Raw genomic sequence first — 19,306 nt, forward strand, 5'->3', positions numbered from 1 at the left:
ACGGTACTGCGGTGCTTGAAATTGTCCCAGGCCGAGCCGACCACGGCCAGAGGGGCCGCAGCGCCTGGCGCAAAGACTGCGGCGCTCGCTGCGGACCGTGTCTCGGGCGTCGTGCTGCCGCACGCACCCAAGGCGCCGCATAGCACTAGCAAGGTGAGCCGTGGAACCGATCGATGCGGCATGCATTTTCCTTGACGATGTCATCACGCGCCCGCCTGGGCGTCCCACGTGCCGCGATGGATCGATCGGCGGCTGAGTTCGAATCATCGCCTTTCCAGCCCGCCTCCCCTATCGTCGTAGCAATTCCTTACAAATCCGCCGCCACCGCCGCTCCGGCACGGGACTACCGATTACGGCGGCCATCCCTATAGCCGTCCTGCCTTGGCCAAACCGGATCAGGCAGGCTCGCCGTAACCGCCCCCGCCCGGCGTCTCGATCACGAACAGATCGCCCGGCGCCATGTCGGTCTTGCCGATATGGCCCAGCTCCTCGACCTGGCCGTCGGCACGCTCCACACGGTTGCGCCCGCGTTCGGCCTCTAGTCCACCGGCCATTCCGAACGGCGCATGGATACGGTTGTTGGACAGGATCGCCGCCGTCATCGGCTCCAGGAAGCGCACCTTGCGCACCCCGCCATTGCCGCCATGCCAGCGACCCGCCCCGCCCGACCCGTGCCGGATCTCGTAACTGTCCAGCCGCACCGGGAAGCGGAACTCGAGGATCTCGGGATCGGTCAGCCGCGAGTTGGTCATATTCGTCTGCACGACATCGGTGCCGTCAAACCCTTCGCCCGCGCCCGAGCCGCCCGAGATGGTCTCGTAGTACTGATAACGCGCATTACCGAAGGTGAAGTTGTTCATCGTGCCCTGCGCCGCCGCCATTACGCCCAGCGCGCCATACAGCGCGTTGGTGATGCAGGTCGAGGTCTCGACGTTCCCCGACACCACCGAAGCCGGATAGTGCGGGTTGAGCATCGAGCCGGGCGGGATGATGACCTTCAAGGGTTTCAGGCAGCCGGCGTTTAGCGGAATCTCGTCGTCCACCAGCGTGCGGAACACGTACAGCACCGCCGCCATGCACACGCTCGACGGCGCATTGAAGTTGTTCGGCAGCTGGCCCGACGTGCCCGTGAAATCGACCTGCGCGCTGCGCGTGGCCTGGTCGACCCGGATCGCGACGTCGATGTGGGCGCCGTTATCGAGCTCGTAGTGAAAAGTGCCGTCCTTGAGCGCCGAGATCACGCGCCGCACCGCCTCCTCGGCGTTGTCCTGCACATGGCCCATGTACGCGCGCACGACGTCCAGGCCGAAGTGCGCCACCATCTTGCGCAGCTCCTCGACGCCCTTCTGATTCGCGGCCACCTGCGCGCGCAGGTCGGCCATGTTCTGGTCGGGATTCCTCGCCGGGTAGCGCGCGCCTTGCAGCATCGCGCGCGCTTCTGCTTCGCGCAGGATGCCATCCGCGCCATCGACCAGCTTGAAATTATTGATCAACACGCCTTCCTGCTCGATGTGATCCGAATCCGGCGGCATCGAGCCTGGCGTGGTGCCGCCGATATCGGCGTGGTGGCCGCGCGAACCGACATAGAACAGGATGTCACTACCGGCTTCGTCGAACACCGGCGAGATCACCGTCACGTCAGGCAAGTGGGTGCCGCCGTTGTACGGATCGTTGAGCACATAGACGTCGCCCGAGCGCATGCGGCCGGCGTTCTCGCGCATCACGGTCTTGATGCTCTCGCCCATCGAGCCCAGGTGCACCGGCATGTGCGGCGCGTTCGCGACCAGGTTGCCGTCGTGGTCGAAAATCGCGCAGCTGAAGTCCAGGCGCTCCTTGATGTTGACGGAATAGGCCGTGTTCTGCAGCCGCAGGCCCATCTGCTCTGCGATCGACATGAACAGGTTGTTGAAGATCTCGAGCATCACCGGATCGGCCGTGGTGCCGATCGCACGCCGTTCCGGCAGCGCTTCCACCCGCTGCAATACCAGGTGGTTATAGCTTGTGACCTGCGCCTGCCAGCCCGGCTCCACGATCGTGGTCGCATTGTCTTCGGCGATGATGGCAGGGCCACGCACCAGATGGCCCGGCTGCAGCGTGCGGCGCGCATAGATGCCCGTCTCATGCCACTGCGCGCCGCTGTACATGCGCACGGTTTCCTGCGGCGCTGGCGCGCCCTCCTCCGTCACGGCGCCCGATGGCTGCTCTGGCGGCGCATCGGATTGGCCGATCGCTTCCACCGACACCGCTTCGACGATCAATGCACGCGACGGCATCAGGAACGAATAGCGGCGTTTATATGCCTGCTCGAACTGGGCCTGCATGGACGCCACGTCGTCGAACTGCACGACCAGCGCCGAATCGGTTCCTTCGTATCGCAGGTGCACACGCTCGACCAGGGCGATGCGTCCCTGCTCCACGCCTTGCTTGAGCAGCTGACCGCGCGCAGCCTCGCCGAGCGCCGACAGGCGCGTGGCCAGCGGATCGAGCCCAGCATCCGACAGCTTCTCTTCCACCGCCTGCTCGCGCATCGCGGTCTGGTCGGCCAGGCCCATACCATAGGCCGACAGCACGCCGGCCAGCGAGTGGATGAATACCGTCTTCATACCCAGCGCGTCGGCCACCAGGCAGGCGTGCTGGCCACCCGCGCCACCGAAACTGGTCAGCGCGTAGTCGGTGACGTCGTGGCCGCGCTGTACCGAGATCTGCTTGATCGCATTGGCCATATTGCCCACGGCGATCTGGATGAAGCCTTCGGCCACGGCCTCCGGCGCCGGACGTTCGCCGGTAGCAGCGCCGATCTGGTCCGCCATCTCGTCGAAGCGTGCCCGCACCGCGGCGGCGTCGAGCGCTTCGTCGCCGCCCGGGCCGAACAGGCGCGGGAAGTAATTCGGTTGCACCTTGCCGAGCATGACGTTGCAGTCGGTGACCGCCAGCGGTCCGCCGCGGCGGTAGCTGGCCGGGCCCGGATTGGCGCCGGCGCTGTCCGGCCCCACGCGATAGCGGCTGCCATCGAAATGCAGGATCGAGCCGCCGCCTGCGGCCACCGTATGAATGCTCATCATCGGCGCGCGCATGCGCACGCCGGCGACCTGGGTCTCGAACACGCGCTCGAACTCGCCCGAGAAGTGCGAGACGTCGGTCGAGGTGCCACCCATATCGAAGCCGATCACGCGCTCGAAGCCGGCCAGGCGGCTGGCGCGCACCATGCCGACGATGCCGCCGGCCGGTCCGGAAAGAATGCTGTCCTTGCCCTGGAAGGCGCGCGCATCGGTCAGGCCGCCGTTGGACTGCATGAACTGCAGGTTCACGCCAGGCAGCTCGCCCGCCACCTGGTCGACGTAGCGGCGCAGGATCGGCGACAGGTATGCGTCCACGACCGTGGTGTCGCCGCGCGCAACCAGCTTCATCATCGGGCTCACCTCGTGCGAGCTTGATACCTGCGTAAAGCCGATCTCGCGCGCGATGCGCGCCACTGCGGCTTCGTGGGCCGTGTGGCGGTAGCCGTGCATGAACACGATCGCCAGCGAGCGCAGGCCGTTGTCATACGCCTGCTGCAGGCCTGCGCGGGCGGATGCTTCATCCAGCGGCTGCACGACGTCGCCGTGGGCGCCCATGCGCTCGTCGATCTCGATCACCTGTGCATACAGCAGCTCGGGCAGCACGATGTGGCGGTCGAACAGGCGCGGACGGTTCTGGTAGGCGATGCGCAGCGCGTCGCGGAAGCCCCGGGTGATGGCGAGCGCCGTCGGCTCGCCCTTGCGCTCGAGCAGAGCGTTGGTGGCTACCGTGGTGCCCATCTTGACGGCTTCGACGCTTGCCGCAGGCAGCGGCTCGCCGGCGGCGACACCCAGCAGGTGGCGGATGCCGGCCACGGCCGCGTCGCGGTACTGTTCCGGATTCTCCGACAGCAGCTTGTGCGTGACGAGTTGTCCATCCGGGCGCCGCGCCACGATGTCGGTGAAGGTGCCGCCTCGGTCGATCCAGAACTGCCAATCCATGCCTTGCTCCTGCTGTAACGGGTGAAGCGCCTATTGTAGATCGGACGGCGCGACAACGTTGGCGGAAATGCACGACAATGAATCCATACCCCCAACGAAATGAACGAGCATGGAACGACATCTTTACACGGTCGCGCAACTGCGCGCCATCGAACAAGCGGCCTACGCCGGCCTGGCGCCGGGCACTCTGATGCAGCGCGCCGGCAAGGCTGCCAGTGACTTCGCCCTCGAACTGCTGGGAGACCGGCGCGACCGGCCGGTGCTGGTGCTGGCCGGTCCCGGCAACAACGGCGGAGACGCGCTCGAAGCCGCCGCCAACCTGGCCGACGCCGGCGTGGACGCCACCGTCCTGCACCTGCCAGGCCGGCGCGACGCCTCCACCGAAACGGCGGCCGCCTATGAACGCGCCCGCGCCGGCTCGGTGGGCTGGATCGACATGCTTCCGCCCGGCGCCGAATGGGGCCTGGTGATCGACGGCCTGTTCGGCATCGGCCTGGAGCGGCCGGTCGACGGCGACTATCGCGAAGTCGTGGTTGGCCTCGAGGCGATCCGCTGCCCGATCCTGGCGCTCGATGTGCCGAGTGGACTGGATGCCGACACCGGCGCCGTGATCGGCCCGGACGGCATCGCGGTGCGCGCTACCCACACCATCACCTTCCTGGGCGACAAGCCCGGTCTGCACACGGCCGACGGCCGGGACCACGCCGGACAGGTGCGTGTAGACATGCTCGGCGTCGGCATCGAGGCGCTGCCGCGCGCGACCGCGCAACTGAGCAGTCTGCCGCTATTCGCCGACCGCTTCACGGCGCGGCGCCACAACACGCATAAAGGCAGCTTCGGCGACGTCGCCATCGTCGGCGGCGCACACGGCATGGCCGGCGCGCCAGTGCTGTCAGCGCGCGGCGCGCTATACGCTGGCGCCGGCCGTGTCTACGTGGCCGCACTGAATACGCCGCCCGGCTACGACAGCAGCCAGCCCGAGATCATGTTCCGCGCGGCCGACGACTTCGATTTCTTCGGTCGCACACTGGTGATCGGCCCTGGCATGAGCGATTCGGCCAGTGCGATCCGCCTGCTGGCCAGGGCGCTCGACAGCGACAGCCCACTGGTGATCGATGCCGACGCATTGAACCTGATCGGCGCCAGTCCCGACCTGCAATCGCGCCTGGCGCAGCGCGCGGCGCCGGCGGTATTGACGCCGCATCCGCTCGAAGGCGCGCGCCTGCTCGGGATGACGGCAACAGTCGTACAGTCCGACCGCCTGGAAGCCGCGCGTGAAATGGCGCTGCGCACCAATGCGACGGTGATCCTGAAGGGCTCGGGCACGGTGATCGCGCGGCCCGATGGCGAGGTGCTGGTCAACCCCACGGGAAATGCTGGCCTGGCCACGGCCGGTAGCGGCGACGTGCTGGCGGGGATCTGCGGCGCCTTGCTGGCGCAAGGCTGGCCGGGCTGGGAAGCGGCGGCTGCCGCCACCTGGATTCATGGCGCGGCGGCCGATACGCTGGTGGACGAAGGCGTCGGTCCGATCGGCATGACCGCTGGCGAGTTGCCGGCGGCCGTGCGCAAGGTATTGAACCGGCTGGTGAAGGATGCCGCCAGCCGTTAAGGAATTTATTCCACCAGGCGGCCCGCCGCGATCGTGATCGTGCGGCCGCAGCGCGCCGCCATGCCCGGGTCGTGGGTGACCAGCACCAGAGTCGAGCCGCGTTCACGATTGAGCTCGAACATCAGCTGGATGACGGATTCGCCGGTGGCGGCATCGAGGCTGCCGGTCGGCTCGTCGGCGAACAGCAACGGCGGTTCGGTGACGAAGGCGCGCGCCAGCGCGACGCGCTGCTGCTCGCCGCCGGACAGGAATTTGGGATAGTGCTTCAGGCGGCTCGACAGCCCAACGCGGCCCAGCATCTCGGCAGCCTTCTCGCGCGCCCCGGCGTCGCCGCGCAGTTCGAGCGGCAGCATCACGTTCTCGAGCGCGCTCAGGTGGGCCAGCAGCTGGAACGACTGGAATACGAAGCCCAGCTTGGCCTTGCGGAAAGCTGCGCGCCCGTCTTCATCGAGGGCAAAGATGTCGGTGCCATCGAGCAGCACGGTGCCGGAGGATGGCGTGTCCAGGCCCGCCAGCAGGCCAAGCAGGGTCGACTTGCCCGAGCCGGATGCGCCCACCAGCGCGAGCGTCTCGGCCGGTTGCACGGTAAAATCGATGCTTTGCAGGATGGTGAGCTCGCCGCTGGCGTCGGCCACCTTCTTCGACAAACCGCTTACCTGGATCGCGGGCGGACGGCCTGCATGTACGCCGGCGTCGCTGACGCCGTTTTTGAATGCCTCGGGATGATCACGCATGCTAGCTTTTCTTAAAAATTTGACTGTCGTCGCATTCTTCACCTTGGCCGCGACGGCGAGCGCCTATTCTGCACCAAAAACGGTGCTCGTGGTGGGCGACAGCCTGTCGGCCGAATACGGCATCGCGCGCGGCGCGGGCTGGGTGGCCCTGCTGGAACAGAAACTGCAGCGCGAAAAAATTGCAGCGAAGGTGGTCAACGCCAGCATCAGCGGCGAGACCACTAGCGGCGGCCGCGCGCGCCTGCCGGCCCTGATCAAGCAGCATCGTCCGGACATCGTCGTCATCGAACTGGGCGCCAACGACGGCCTGCGCGGCCTGCCCGTGCCGTCGGCCGAAGCCAATCTGCGCGCCATGATCGACATGGCGCACGACACCAAGGCGCGCGTGCTGCTGGTCGGCATGCGCATGCCGCCGAACTACGGGCGTGCATACACCGAACGCTTCTTCAATATGTTCGAGACCGTATCGAAATCCACCAAGTCGCCGCTGGTGCCGTTCATGCTCGAAGGCGTGGCCGACAAGCCGGCGCTGTTCCAGCAAGACCGCCTGCACCCGACTGCCCAGGCGCATCCGATCATCCTCAATAACATCTGGCCGCAGTTCGCGGCCCTCATCAAAAAGTAAGCTTTCAATGAGCATGAAGTATCCGGAAGTCCTGGGGTTCGATGCCCTGCTGCTGCCGCTCGAGTCGTTCGATGCGATCATCGATGCGCGCAGCGAGGGCGAGTACGCCCTCGACCACATTCCCGGCGCGATCAACTGCCCCGTCCTGAACGACGAGGAACGCGTCCTCGTCGGCACGCTGTACAAGCAGACCGGCGCCTTCGAGGCCAAGAAAGTCGGCGCGCCGATCATCGCGCACAATATCGCGCGCCATATCGAGACCCTGTGGGCGGACAAGCCGCGCGAATGGCGCCCCCTGGTGTACTGCTGGCGCGGCGGCAACCGCAGCGGCGCGATGGCGCACATCCTGGCACGGATCGGCTGGCCGGTGGTGCAGCTCGAGGGCGGCTACAAGACGTATCGCGCGCACGTGAGTGCGGCACTCGAGAATCCTCCCGAACTCGATTTCCGCGTCGTCTGCGGCACCACCGGCAGCGGCAAGAGCCGCCTGCTGGAAACGCTCGACGGCATTGGCGCCCAGGTGCTCGATCTCGAGAAGCTGGCAGCCCACCGCGGCTCGGTGCTCGGCCACCTGCCGAACGAGCCGCAACCGACGCAGAAGATGTTCGAGAGCCTGGTGTGGGACAAGCTGCGCCGCTTTGACCCGAGCAAACCCGTGTTCGTCGAATCCGAGAGCAAGAAGGTCGGCAACCTGCGCGTGCCGGACCAGGTCATGGTGCGGATGCGCGCCTCCCCCTGCATCGCCGTCAACCTGTCGCGGCCGAACCGCGTGCGGCTCCTGATGGAAGACTACGAGCACTTCTGCGCCGATCCATCTGCATTGAATACGCAACTCGACCACCTGGTGCAGCTGCATGGCCGCGCGCAGATCGACGCCTGGCATGCGATGGCGGACGGCGGCGAGATGGCGGAACTGGTCGACCAGCTGCTGGTGCGGCACTACGATCCGGCCTACCTGCGCTCGATCGACCGCAACTTCGTGCATTACCCGCAGGCCGACGTGCTGGCGCTGGACGACATCGCGCCGGACGATTTCCTCCAGGCGGCGCGCCGGCTACATCCCGCATAGCCAGGCTAGCTAGGTCTGAGCGCGATGCGCACGGAAGATGCGCCAACCGAAATTCATCCCCGCCACGGCGACGAGGATGGCGACGGCGCCGCCGATCTGCAACGCGCCCAGCAGATGGCCGAAGGCCAGCGCATCGACCACGATGGCGACGATCGGATACAGGAACGAGAGCACGCCGACCAGCGAGGTCGATATCTTCTGGATCGCGCCGTACAGCAATGTCGACATCAGTCCGGTGTGGATGAAGCCGATTGCCAGTAACAAGCCCCAGGTTCGGGGCGAAGACACGTCGTCGGGCAAGGTGGCGAACGGTGCCAGCAGCACGCTGCCCACGACCATCTGGATCGTGACGATGAGGTACGGCGACACCCCGTCGAGGCGCTTGGTGACGGCGGCGGCGAGCGCATAGAAGAACGCGGCGGCCAATGCCAGGCCGACACCGGCCAGGTAGTCCCCGGAAGGCGTCGCCGGCTGGTGGCCGCCCGCGACAATCAACAGGATGCCGCCGAACGCCACGCCCAGCCATGCAAGCTTGTTCGCCGTCGGTCGTTCGCCAAACAACAGCGCGCCCAGGGCCACCAGCAGGAAGGGTTGCGTGTGATAGGTGACGGTGGCGACGGCGATCGACGCGTGCCCGTAGGCCGCGAACAGCAGCACCCAGTTCGCCACCAGGGCCACGCCTCCCAGCACTGCCAGTGCGGCCTGCCTGGCATCGATTACGCCCCGTCGCAGCAGGCCCAGGCAGCCGCAGGCAATCAGCATGGCAAGTGCCCCGAACGCGCAGCGCCAGAACACCACAGACACGGCCGGCATCCGCGTTTCGAGCACGAACCAGCCGACCGTGCCGGCGATGATCATCGCCGTGCTCATGTCGACGATTCCCCGCGTCCTGGCATTCATGCGCGCCGCTCCTTGAAAGAGAAAATGCATTCGTTCTGTCAATCGAACATTTGACCGATATAATGAACAGCAGCATACCTTTCGTCAAGTCGAGCGATCGAATCTCATGGAGCAACGCATGTCGCACCCTCATCCATCCCAGCCATCGCCGATCGGCCTGCTGTCGGCGTCGCTCAGGCGCGAACGTGAGCGCCTGGGCCTCTCCGTCTCCGAACTGGCCAGGCGGGGCGGGATTGCCAAGTCCACGCTGTCGCAACTCGAAGCGGGCGTCGGCAATCCGAGCCTGGAAACGCTGTGGGCGCTGGCGGCCGCGCTGGATGTCCAGGTGACCCGGCTGATCGCCCAGCCGTTGAATCAGGTCAAGGTCATCCGCGCCGGCGAAGGCGCCGTCATCGCGTCGGAACAAGCCAATTACGCGGCCACGCTGCTGGCGGTCTGCCCGCCCGGCGCGCAGCGCGACCTATACCGCCTGGCGGTCGAACCGGGTGCGCCGCGATCTTCCGAACCGCATCGCCCTGGAACGATCGAACACGTCGTGCTCTGTCATGGGCGCGCCCGGCTGGGACCGGTAGGGCAAGCCGTCGAACTGTCTGCCGGCGACTACGCGAGCTATCCGGCCGACGTGGCGCACACGTTCGAAGCGCTCGCGGCCGGCACCACCGCCGTGATGCTGATCGAACACGCGTGAACGTATCTGGCGAGCCTGAAAGGGTCGCCACAACGCAAAAGCACCGGCGGCGCACGCAGCCGGGCTTTTTAATGTCCAACGAACCGATTACTGCCCGTCGGTATTCGCACCCAGTTCATTCGGGCGAACATTGATCTTCACCTTGGCCTTGGCCTTGAGCGCTTCGACGTAGTCATACATCTGCTGCTGGCCCACCAGGTTGCCGATCTGGTCGGATTCCTGCTTGCGGCGCGCCGCATCGGGCTGGGCCGGCTGCGATACCTTGCCGATGCGATAGACGCCATAACCCTGGCCCGGCACCTCGACGCCGACATAGGCTGGCAGCTTGGTCACGTCGGCCTTCAGCACGGCGATCGCAGCGGTCGGATTGATCGCAGGCTCCTTGGTACGCGACACGCTCACAGGGGCGCCGAAACCGGTGGCGTCGCCCGATGCCTTGGCGGCCTTCAGCTTCGCTTCACCGGCGACGCGCGCCAGGCGGCCCGCTTCTTCCAGGGTCACGCGCTGGCGGATCTGCGCTTCCACTTCGGCCAGCGGACGCTTGGTCGCCGGACGGAACTCGACCACACGGCCCGACACCAGCACACTCGGCGCCACTTCGACGGCTTCGGTATTGCGCTTGTTCTTGATCGCGTCGGTGCTGAACAGGGCGGTCAGGAACTTGGCGTTGTTGATCGGCGAGTCGCCCAGCGCCGGGTTCGGCGTGCGGGTCAGGTTGTCGGCGGTCTGGATCTGCAGCTTGAGCTTGTCGGCGACCGGCTTCAGGCTTTCGGACTGGTCATACGCGGTCTCGCTGAACACGCCAGCCAGCTCGGTGTACTTGGCCGACATCTTCTGCTTCTTGAGGTCGGCGGCGATGTCGCCCTTCGCATCGTCCAGCGAACGCTGCGTCGACGGCTTGATGCCGGTGACCTTGATGACGTGCCAGCCGAATTCCGACTGCACCAGGCCGCTCGTCTCGCCCTCTTTCAGCGCGTAGATCGAGTCCTCGACCGACTTCACGAACAGGCCCTTCTCGACCACGCCCAGGTCGCCGCCCGACTGGGCCGAGCCCGGGTCTTGCGAGTTGGCCTTGGCGATCGCCGCGAAGTTGTCCGGATTGGCGCGCACCTCGGCCAGCACTGCCTCGGCCTTCTTCTTGGCGGCTGCCTGGTCGGCGGCGCTGGCGTCGCGCGACACGGTGATCAGGATGTGGCTCGCGCTGCGCTGCTCGGGCGTGGTGTAGTTCTTGAGGTTCTTGTTGTAATAGTCGGTGACTTCGGCATCGGTGACCTGCACCTGGCCTTCGACGGTCGACGCATCGAACACGACGTACTCGGCCTTCACCTGCTCCGGGATCTGGAACAGCTGCGCGTTCTTGTCGTAATAAGCCTTGACCATCTCGTCGGTGACTTTCACCTGCGGCAGATAGGTCGACAGCGGGAAAAGGACTTCCTGCACTTCCCGTTCCTGGTCGTTGATGTCCGACAGGCGGTTGGCCACACTGCGCGGCGCGAATGCGGTCGCCTGGATGGCGCCCGACAGCTGCTGCACGGAGAGGTCGCGGCGCAGGCGTTGGTCGAACATCTCGGGCGTCATGCCCTGGGCTGCCAGCGCGGCCTTGTAGCCTTCCATGTCGAAGCCACCGTCCGGCGTGCGGAACTGCTGGATGTCCATGATGGTCTTCTGCAGGGTCGCATCGCTCACGCTCATGTGCGCGCGATTGATCTCGGCATTGATGGCGCGCTCGGCCACCAGGTTATTCAGGATCGCCTGCTTGGCTTCCGAGGTCTCGAACAGCTTCTGGTCGAACTGCTCGCCCATCATCTGGCGCGCCTGGTCGATCTGGCGGCGCTGCGCGTCTTCCCATTCCTGCTGGGTGATCTTCTGGCCATCGACAGTGGCGACACCGGCGCCGCCGTCATTGCTCTGGTAACTCTCCATGCCCACGAACACGAACGAGGGAATGATCAAGAGCAGCAGGATCCCGTACATCCAGCGCTTGTGGGTCCGAATAAATTCAAACATGGTCAGCCATTCAAGGTTGAGAATGCAATATGAGCCGATCCCAGTAGGTGGGAGTCGCTCCTGGCGCGCCTGGCACGCGTGGGCTGCGTTGCTCGTCATTGCATGGCGCGCCATGCGGCCTCGTCGCGCCTTGCCCACGCGTGCCATGCATCGCCATGAGCTTCCCCCCACCTACTGGGATCGGCTCACGCAAAGTTAAAAAAAAAGGCGAACTCGCGTTCGCCTCTTCTCGTTTCGAGGCGGCTCTTTTCTGAGCTGCCCCTGTCTTACTAAATTCTGGCGGAGCGGACGGGGCTCGAACCCGCGACCCCCGGCGTGACAGGCCGGTATTCTAACCAACTGAACTACCGCTCCAGACTTGTGTTTCATGTTTTTTGTTGGCGGAGCGGACGGGGCTCGAACCCGCGACCCCCGGCGTGACAGGCCGGTATTCTAACCAACTGAACTACCGCTCCAGCAAAAAACAATCAACTCAGCATCAGGATGAATACAACGTTATCCTGCTGCTCTCTTCGCTTGTCACCGCGAAGAAGGCATTAGTTTACTGCATCTTTCAGCGCTTTACCAGCCTTAAATTTCGGAACCTTCGCAGCCTTGATCTTGATAGGTTCCTTGGTGCGTGGATCGCGGCCAGTACGTGCTGCGCGCTCGCCCACGGTGAAGGTGCCGAAGCCCACCAGCGTGACGCTGTCGTTCTTCTTCAGGCTTTCGGTGACTGCTTCGATCATGGCGTCGAGTGCACGCGTCGCCGAGGCCTTCGTAATGTCCGCGGACTTCGCGATTTCTTCGATCAGTTCTGTCTTGTTCACTCGTTTCCTCGTTTTCCGTTCGTGACGCATACCGCGCCATTGCTGCAAAAGTGCAAGCGCATATTAAACAAGGGCAACATAGGGATGTCAAGCGAGCATGGTCGAGGGTGGCTTCAGTTGGCGGGTCAGGAAGCCCGCCAGTATTGACACTCTGGCGCTGAATCGCACGACGCTCGCGCTAACACGACGCTCGCGCGCTAACACGACGCTCGCGCGCTATCACGTCGTACCCGCGCAGGCGGGTACCCAAGTTGTTTGCGTTTCGACTGCGTTCGATGATGATGGTTTGCGTGCGCACTTCGGTACCCGCCTTCGCGGGTACGACGTTCTAAAGTAGCGGGCAAAAAAACAGGCGCCACATGGGCGCCTGGTTCATGAACTACGTGAACTGCTTAGTGCTTGACCACTTCGCTCTGCCCTTCGCTCGGGGCTGGCGCCACGGCGACTGCAGGCACGTCGGACAGCGCCTCCGGCTGGCGTTCCAGCGCAATCTCAAGGACCTTTTCGATCCAGCGCACCGGCACGATCTCGAGCTTGTTCTTGACGTTGTCCGGGATCTCGGCCAGGTCCTTCACGTTCTGCTCGGGGATCAGCACCGTCTTGATGCCGCCGCGATGCGCCGCCAGCAGCTTCTCTTTCAGGCCGCCGATCGGCAGCACTTCGCCGCGCAGCGTGATCTCGCCCGTCATCGCCACGTCGGCGCGCACCGGGATGCCGGTGAAGGCCGAGACCAGTGCGGTCGTCATGCCGATGCCGGCGGACGGACCGTCCTTCGGCGTCGCGCCTTCCGGCACGTGGATGTGGATGTCGGTCTTCTCGAACACTTCGTTCTTGATGCCGAAGCGCTGCGCGCGGCTGCGCACCACGGTGCGTGCGGCCTCGATCGATTCCTTCATCACGTCGCCCAGCGTACCGGTGCGGATGATGCCGCCCTTGCCCGGGACGTTGACCGCCTCGATGGTCAGCAGGTCGCCGCCCACTTCGGTCCAGGCCAGGCCGACCACCTGGCCGATCTGGTTGTCCTTCTCGGCCACGCCGAAGTCGTAGCGGCGCACACCCAGGAATTTATCCAGGTTCTTGGCATTGACGATCACGCGCTTCTCGACCGCGGTCGAACCTTTTTTCAGCAGCAGCATCTTGACCACCTTGCGGCAGATCTTCGACACTTCGCGCTCGAGCGAACGCACGCCGGCTTCACGGGTGTAGTAACGGATGATGTCGCGGATCGCGGTCTCTTCGACCTTGATTTCCTCTTCCTTGAGCCCGTTGTTCTTCAACTGCTTCGGCAGCAGGTAGCGCTGCGCGATGCTGGTCTTCTCGTCCTCGGTGTAACCCGACAGGCGGATGACTTCCATCCGGTCCAGCAGTGCCGGCGGGATGTTGAACGAGTTCGAGGTCGCCACGAACATCACGTCCGACAGGTCGAAGTCGACCTCCAGGTAGTGGTCCGAGAAGGTGTGGTTCTGTTCCGGGTCCAGCACCTCGAGCAGGGCCGACGATGGGTCGCCGCGGAAGTCCGCACCCATCTTGTCGATCTCGTCGAGCAGGAACAGCGGATTGCGCACGCCGACCTTGGCCAGCGATTGCAGCACCTTGCCCGGCATCGAGCCGATATAGGTGCGGCGGTGGCCGCGGATCTCGGCTTCGTCACGCACGCCGCCCAGCGCCATGCGCACGAACTTGCGGTTCGTGGCGCGGGCGATCGACTGGCCCAGCGAGGTCTTGCCGACGCCAGGAGGACCGACGAAGCACAGGATCGGGGCCTTGAGCTTGTCGACACGCTGTTGCACCGCGAGGTATTCCAGGATGCGTTCCTTGATCTTGTCGAGGCCATAGTGATCCTGCTCGAGCACGGCTTCCGCGTTCTGCAGGTCGATGGTCACTTTCGACTTTTTCTTCCATGGCAACGACACCAGGGTATCGATGTAGTTGCGCACCACGGTGGCTTCGGCCGACATCGGCGACATCAGCTTGAGCTTGCGGATCTCGGCCTGGGCTTTGTCCATGGCTTCCTTCGGCATCTTGGCGGCGATAACTTTCTTCTCGAGCTCCTCGATGTCGGCACCCTCTTCGCCTTCGCCCAGTTCCTTCTGGATCGCCTTGACCTGTTCGTTCAGGTAGTACTCGCGCTGCGATTTTTCCATCTGACGCTTGACGCGGCCACGGATGCGCTTCTCGACCTGAAGGATGTCCAGTTCGCCTTCCAGCTGGCCGAGCAGGTGCTCGAGGCGCTTGGCGACGTTGAAGATCTCCAGGATCACCTGCTTTTGTTCGAGCTTGAGCGGCAGATGGGCGGCAACGGTATCGGCCAGGCGTCCGGCGTCGTCGATACCGGCCAGAGAAGCCAGGATCTCGGGCGGAATCTTTTTATTGAGTTTGACGTACTGGTCGAACTGCTGGACGATCGCACGGCGCATGGCTTCGACTTCGGAATCGTCACCGACTTCCGAATTGAGCGGCGTGAGGTCGGCCACGAAATGGGTGGCGCCATCGGTAATATTATCGATGCGCGCGCGCTGGGAACCTTCCACCAGCACCTTCACGGTGCCGTCCGGGAGTTTCAGCATTTGCAGAATATTGGCCACGCAGCCGATCTCGTAGATGTCTGCGGCGGAAGGTTCGTCCTTGGCGGCGGCCTTCTGGGCTGCCAGCATGATGCTCTTGCCCTGTTCCATTGCGGCTTCGAGCGCCTTGATGGATTTTGGACGGCCGACGAACAGAGGTATCACCATATGCGGGAACACAACCACATCGCGCAACGGCAGAAGTGGCAGCGTCGTTTGCTCGGTTAATTTCGAAGTTGTCATGGCATACCTTATAGAAAGCGTGTAGCTGAACTTGGGCGCTGGGCAGTGAAAACACAAGGGCCACCCAGCGAAAATATTTTCTACAAGTAAAAAAGTTTCAACTTGCCGAAGAATATAGCCGTTCCAATAAAAGCTCGTTAAAAAAGAAAAAGCCACCGCGCGGCGCGCCGCGAGTGGCTTTTCGATTGAAGCCGGGAGTCTTTTATTGAGATTGATTGTACCTAGTTGAGTCCGTACGGCAAGCCTTTTTGTGGCGTGCGTGCGGGCTTTTTTCAGTTCTCTCCAGACGCCTTCGCGGTTTCGCTATAAATCAGCAAAGGTTTCGCGCCATTCGTGATCGTATTTTCGTCGATGACGACTTTCACGACGTTTTGCTGGCTTGGTAATTCATACATCACGTCCAGCAGCGCGTGTTCCAGAATCGAACGCAGGCCGCGCGCGCCGGTCTTGCGCGCCAGCGCTTTCTTGGCGATCGCGTGCAGGGCTGCAGGACGAATCTCCAGCTCGGCGCCTTCCATCTCGAGCAGCTTCGAATACTGCTTGATCAGGGCGTTCTTCGGCTCGACCAGGATCTGGATCAGCGCTTCCTCGGTCAGCTCGGAGAGGGCGGCCACGACCGGCAGACGGCCGACCAGCTCGGGAATGAGACCGAACTTGATCAGGTCTTCTGGCTCGGCTTCAAGCAGGATCTCGGCGTTGTAGCTGTCGTCCAGGCTCTTGACCGTGGCGCCGAAGCCGATGCCGCTCTTGACCGAACGGTTCTGGATCACCTTGGCCAGGCCGTCGAAGGCGCCGCCGCAGATGAACATGATGTTGGTCGTGTCGATCTGCACGAAGTCCTGGTTCGGATGCTTGCGGCCACCTTGTGGCGGCACCGAAGCCATCGTGCCTTCGATCAGTTTCAACAGCGCCTGCTGCACGCCTTCGCCCGACACGTCGCGGGTGATCGATGGATTGTCGGACTTGCGCGAAATCTTGTCGATCTCGTCGATGTAGACGATGCCGCGCTGCGCCTTCTCCACCTCATAGTTGCAGCTTTGCAGCAGCTTCTGGATGATGTTCTCGACGTCTTCGCCGACATAGCCGGCTTCGGTCAGGGTGGTCGCGTCGGCGATCACGAACGGCACGTTGAGCATGCGCGCCAGGGTCTGGGCCAGCAGGGTTTTACCGGAGCCGGTGGGGCCCACGAGCAGAATATTGCTCTTGGCCAGTTCGACTTCGTCTTTCTTGCCCAGGTGCTTGAGGCGCTTGTAATGGTTGTACACCGCGACCGACAGGATGCGCTTGGCCGTTTGCTGGCCAATCACATACTGGTCGAGCAGTTCGGTGATTTCGAGGGGCGTCGGCAGGTCGGACTTGGCGCCCGCCACCGTTTCGACGTTCGACGTTTCATCGCGGATGATGTCGTTGCACAGATCGATGCATTCATCGCAGATGAACACCGACGGTCCCGCGATCAGCTTCTTGACTTCGTGCTGGCTCTTTCCGCAGAACGAGCAGTACAGAAGTTTTTCGCCGCTGGAGGATTTTTTGTCTGACATGGGGGCAGGACTCTATTGAATTGCTGTGAATATAACGCTTATACGAGTGTGCAACAAGTGCCAATGTGACATGCCATGAAGGCAGCGCAACCTGTGCACCTACGAACATGCTACCCGAAATAAAAAACAAACGCCCGAACGTGATCGCGTCCGGGCGTTTTTTTCCAACACCTCTTTCGAGGTACGGGGTTGAAACCTACCCGCGACTGGTCAGGACCTTGTCGATCAAGCCATATTCGACGGACTCGTCCGCCGACATGAAGCGGTCGCGGTCGGTATCCTTGTGGATCTGCTCAATGCTCTGGCCGGTGTTATCGGCCATGATGCGCGCCAGGCGCTCGCGCAGGTACAGGATTTCCTTGGCCTGGATTTCGATATCCGAAGCCATACCCTGCGATCCGCCCGATGGCTGGTGAATCATGACGCGCGAGTTCGGCAGCGAGAAGCGCTTGCCCTTGGCGCCCGCGGCCAGCAGGAAGGCGCCCATCGAGGCGGCCAGACCCGTGCACAGGGTCGAGACGTCCGGCTTGATGAAGTTCATCGTGTCGAAGATCGCCAGGCCCGCCGAGACCGAACCGCCCGGGGAATTAATGTAAAGCGAAATATCCTTGTCAGGATTTTCACTTTCCAGGAACAGCATCTGGGCGACGATCAGGTTCGCCATCTGGTCGTTGACAGGACCGACCAGGAAAATCACGCGCTCCTTCAAGAGGCGCGAATAGATGTCATAGGCGCGCTCGCCGCGGCCACTCTGTTCGATCACCATCGGCACCATGCCGAGTGCTTGTGTATCCAATGCCGGATTACGAATCATACCTGTCTCGTTCCTTATAAAGAGGCCATGGAAAAAAATGCCGGCCTTGGAGGCCGGCATTTCGATTCCTTAGGCCTGTGGGACGCTGCCCATCAGTTCATCGAAAGCGATGGTCGTGGTCGACACTTTCGCCTTGCCGAGTACATAGTTGACGACGTTTTCTTCCAATACAAGAGCTTCGACTTCACCCAGGCGACGACGGTCGCTGAAGTAGTACTTGAGCACTTCTTTCGGATCTTCGTAGCTCTGCGAGAAGTCTTCGATCTGGGCTTTCACCTGGTCTTGGGTAGCTTGCAGATTGTTGTCTGCCACCAGTTGCGACAGGATCAGGCCCAGGCGCACGCGGCGCTCTGCCTTGTCCTTGAACATCTCGGCCGGGAATGGCAGCTTGGAGACGTCCATGCCACGCTGCGACATGTCCTGGCGGGTCATTTCGGCCAGGCGTTCCGAATCCTGCTCAATCATCACTTGCGGCACGTCCAGTTCGGTCGACTTGACCAGGGCGTCCATCACGGCTTCCTTGTTACGTGCTTTGACACGGGCGCGCACTTCGCGTTCCAGGTTGACCTTGATGTCTTCGCGCATCTTCTCGATCGAGCCGTCTTCGATGCCCAGCGATTGGGCGAATTCGGCGTCGACTTCCGGCAGGTGCGCCCATTCCAGGGCCTTCAGGGTGATGGTGAACTCGGCGGTTTTACCGGCCACGTCCTTGCCATGGTAGTCCTCTGGGAAAGCCAGTGGGAAGGTCTTGGCTTCGCCGACTTTCAGGCCGATGGTCGCAGCTTCGAATTCCGGCAGCATGCGGCCTTCGCCCAGCACGAAGGCGTAGTCTTCAGCCTTGCCGCCAGCGAATTCAACACCGTCCAGGGTGCCGACGAAGTCGACGGTCACGCGATCGCCATTGGCAGCCACGGCTTCGCCGCCGGTGCCGTGCTCGCCTGCTTCACCCTTGGTGTGGTAGTGCACGCGCTGCTTGCGCAGGATGTCGATGGTCTTGTCGATCTCGACGTCGCTCACTTCGGTGGCGACGGTTTCGACTTCGACGGCAGCCAGGTCGCCGATCACGACTTCTGGATACACTTCGAAGGTCGCGTCGAAGGCCAGGGTGCCTTCTTCGGAGTCTTGCTTAGGCTCGATTTTCGGGAAACCGGCAACGCGCAGTTCGTTCTCGACGGCGGCTTCGTTGAAAGCGCGGCCGACTTTGTCGTTCAGGACGTCGGTTTCGATCTGGTAGCCGTACTGGGCAGCGACCATCTTCAGGGGCACTTTGCCTGGACGGAAGCCCGGCGCACGGGCCGTCTTGGCCTGCTGTTTCAGGCGCTTTTCGACTTCGGTACGGACGTCAGCGACCGGAAAAGAGATCGTCAAGCGACGCTCGAGTTTACCCAGGGTTTCGACTGCAGTTGCCATTGTAAAAATCGTCCAAAAAAATAATTATTCGTGGTGCGAGGAGGGGGACTCGAACCCCCACACCATTGCTGGCGTCAGGACCTAAACCTGGTGCGTCTACCAATTTCGCCATCCTCGCTCAGGATTGCATAATTGCCACAAAAACAAAGGACGACCGACAGTGAAACCGGCCGCCCTGCACTCCAATGTTTAGGGGCTACAACTTCAAACGATTATTTTACTGGAATTTCTGACACTATTGGGCATCATTTTTAGTGGTGCGGGGTATGGCGCAAGGCAGGGACTTCTTGAGTCA

General features: G+C 63.1%; 13 protein-coding genes and 3 tRNA genes. 4 read left to right on the top strand and 12 right to left on the bottom strand.

The genetic code is table 11. The features are described from left to right. Positions 1 to 395: 395 nt before the first annotated feature. Positions 396 to 3,998 (bottom strand): hydantoinase B/oxoprolinase family protein, encoded by a 3,603-nt coding sequence (locus tag SOM61_RS12100; RefSeq protein WP_320474330.1) that lies wholly within the window; start codon positions 3,996 to 3,998, stop codon positions 396 to 398. A gap of 109 nt (positions 3,999 to 4,107) precedes the next feature. Between SOM61_RS12100 and SOM61_RS12105 the strand changes: the two genes are divergently transcribed. Beyond that, the gene (locus SOM61_RS12105; protein WP_320474331.1) at positions 4,108 to 5,607 is read left to right on the top strand and encodes an NAD(P)H-hydrate dehydratase; all 1,500 of its coding nucleotides are present in this window, start codon (positions 4,108 to 4,110) and stop codon (positions 5,605 to 5,607) included. A gap of 5 nt (positions 5,608 to 5,612) precedes the next feature. On the opposite strand, the gene SOM61_RS12110 is transcribed toward SOM61_RS12105, so the two are convergent. After that, positions 5,613 to 6,341, bottom strand: a complete 729-nt coding sequence (locus tag SOM61_RS12110; protein ID WP_320474332.1) for an ABC transporter ATP-binding protein — start codon at positions 6,339 to 6,341, stop codon at positions 5,613 to 5,615. Between SOM61_RS12110 and SOM61_RS12115 the strand changes: the two genes are divergently transcribed. Next, positions 6,340 to 6,966 carry an arylesterase gene (locus tag SOM61_RS12115; RefSeq protein WP_320474333.1) on the top strand — a complete coding sequence of 209 codons (627 nt, stop codon included), beginning with the start codon at positions 6,340 to 6,342 and terminating at the stop codon, positions 6,964 to 6,966. The genes SOM61_RS12110 and SOM61_RS12115 overlap by 2 nt on opposite strands. A 13-nt stretch (positions 6,967 to 6,979) precedes the next feature. Then, positions 6,980 to 8,035 carry a tRNA 2-selenouridine(34) synthase MnmH gene (gene mnmH, locus SOM61_RS12120; RefSeq protein ID WP_320474432.1) on the top strand — a complete coding sequence of 352 codons (1,056 nt, stop codon included), beginning with the start codon at positions 6,980 to 6,982 and terminating at the stop codon, positions 8,033 to 8,035. A gap of 9 nt (positions 8,036 to 8,044) precedes the next feature. On the opposite strand, the gene SOM61_RS12125 is transcribed toward mnmH, so the two are convergent. After that, positions 8,045 to 8,935, bottom strand: coding sequence for a DMT family transporter (locus tag SOM61_RS12125; RefSeq protein ID WP_320474334.1), 891 nt, complete (start codon positions 8,933 to 8,935; stop codon positions 8,045 to 8,047). 118 nt (positions 8,936 to 9,053) lie between these two features. Between SOM61_RS12125 and SOM61_RS12130 the strand changes: the two genes are divergently transcribed. Further along, positions 9,054 to 9,623 (top strand): XRE family transcriptional regulator, encoded by a 570-nt coding sequence (locus SOM61_RS12130; protein ID WP_320474335.1) that lies wholly within the window; start codon positions 9,054 to 9,056, stop codon positions 9,621 to 9,623. Positions 9,624 to 9,710: 87 nt separating this feature from the next. Here the strand turns inward: SOM61_RS12130 and SOM61_RS12135 are convergent, their stop codons facing one another. The 9 genes from SOM61_RS12135 to SOM61_RS12175 form a co-directional block, all read right to left on the bottom strand. Next, positions 9,711 to 11,630 carry a SurA N-terminal domain-containing protein gene (locus tag SOM61_RS12135; protein ID WP_320474336.1) on the bottom strand — a complete coding sequence of 640 codons (1,920 nt, stop codon included), beginning with the start codon at positions 11,628 to 11,630 and terminating at the stop codon, positions 9,711 to 9,713. A gap of 277 nt (positions 11,631 to 11,907) precedes the next feature. Further along, positions 11,908 to 11,984, bottom strand: a tRNA-Asp gene (locus SOM61_RS12140). 24 nt (positions 11,985 to 12,008) lie between these two features. Further along, positions 12,009 to 12,085: transfer RNA gene (locus SOM61_RS12145), tRNA-Asp, on the bottom strand. 81 nt (positions 12,086 to 12,166) lie between these two features. Then, a complete protein-coding gene (locus SOM61_RS12150) occupies positions 12,167 to 12,439 on the bottom strand; it encodes an HU family DNA-binding protein (protein WP_005671138.1) in 273 nt (90 codons plus the stop codon). Between the two features lie 392 nt (positions 12,440 to 12,831). Next, positions 12,832 to 15,246: an endopeptidase La gene (gene lon / locus SOM61_RS12155; RefSeq protein WP_320474337.1), complete on the bottom strand. Its 2,415-nt coding sequence runs from the start codon at positions 15,244 to 15,246 to the stop codon at positions 12,832 to 12,834. Positions 15,247 to 15,518: 272 nt separating this feature from the next. After that, positions 15,519 to 16,787, bottom strand: a complete 1,269-nt coding sequence (clpX, locus tag SOM61_RS12160) for an ATP-dependent Clp protease ATP-binding subunit ClpX (protein ID WP_123072091.1) — start codon at positions 16,785 to 16,787, stop codon at positions 15,519 to 15,521. 196 nt (positions 16,788 to 16,983) lie between these two features. Continuing rightward, positions 16,984 to 17,601, bottom strand: a complete 618-nt coding sequence (gene clpP / locus SOM61_RS12165; protein WP_123072090.1) for an ATP-dependent Clp endopeptidase proteolytic subunit ClpP — start codon at positions 17,599 to 17,601, stop codon at positions 16,984 to 16,986. 69 nt (positions 17,602 to 17,670) lie between these two features. After that, the gene (gene tig, locus SOM61_RS12170; RefSeq protein WP_320474338.1) at positions 17,671 to 19,011 is read right to left on the bottom strand and encodes a trigger factor; all 1,341 of its coding nucleotides are present in this window, start codon (positions 19,009 to 19,011) and stop codon (positions 17,671 to 17,673) included. A 31-nt stretch (positions 19,012 to 19,042) separates the two neighbouring features. After that, positions 19,043 to 19,129 (bottom strand) — tRNA-Leu (locus SOM61_RS12175). Positions 19,130 to 19,306 lie beyond the last annotated feature (177 nt).

The sequence above is a fragment of the Massilia sp. CFBP9012 genome, assembly GCF_034045115.1.
Lineage (GTDB): Bacteria > Pseudomonadota > Gammaproteobacteria > Burkholderiales > Burkholderiaceae_D > Telluria.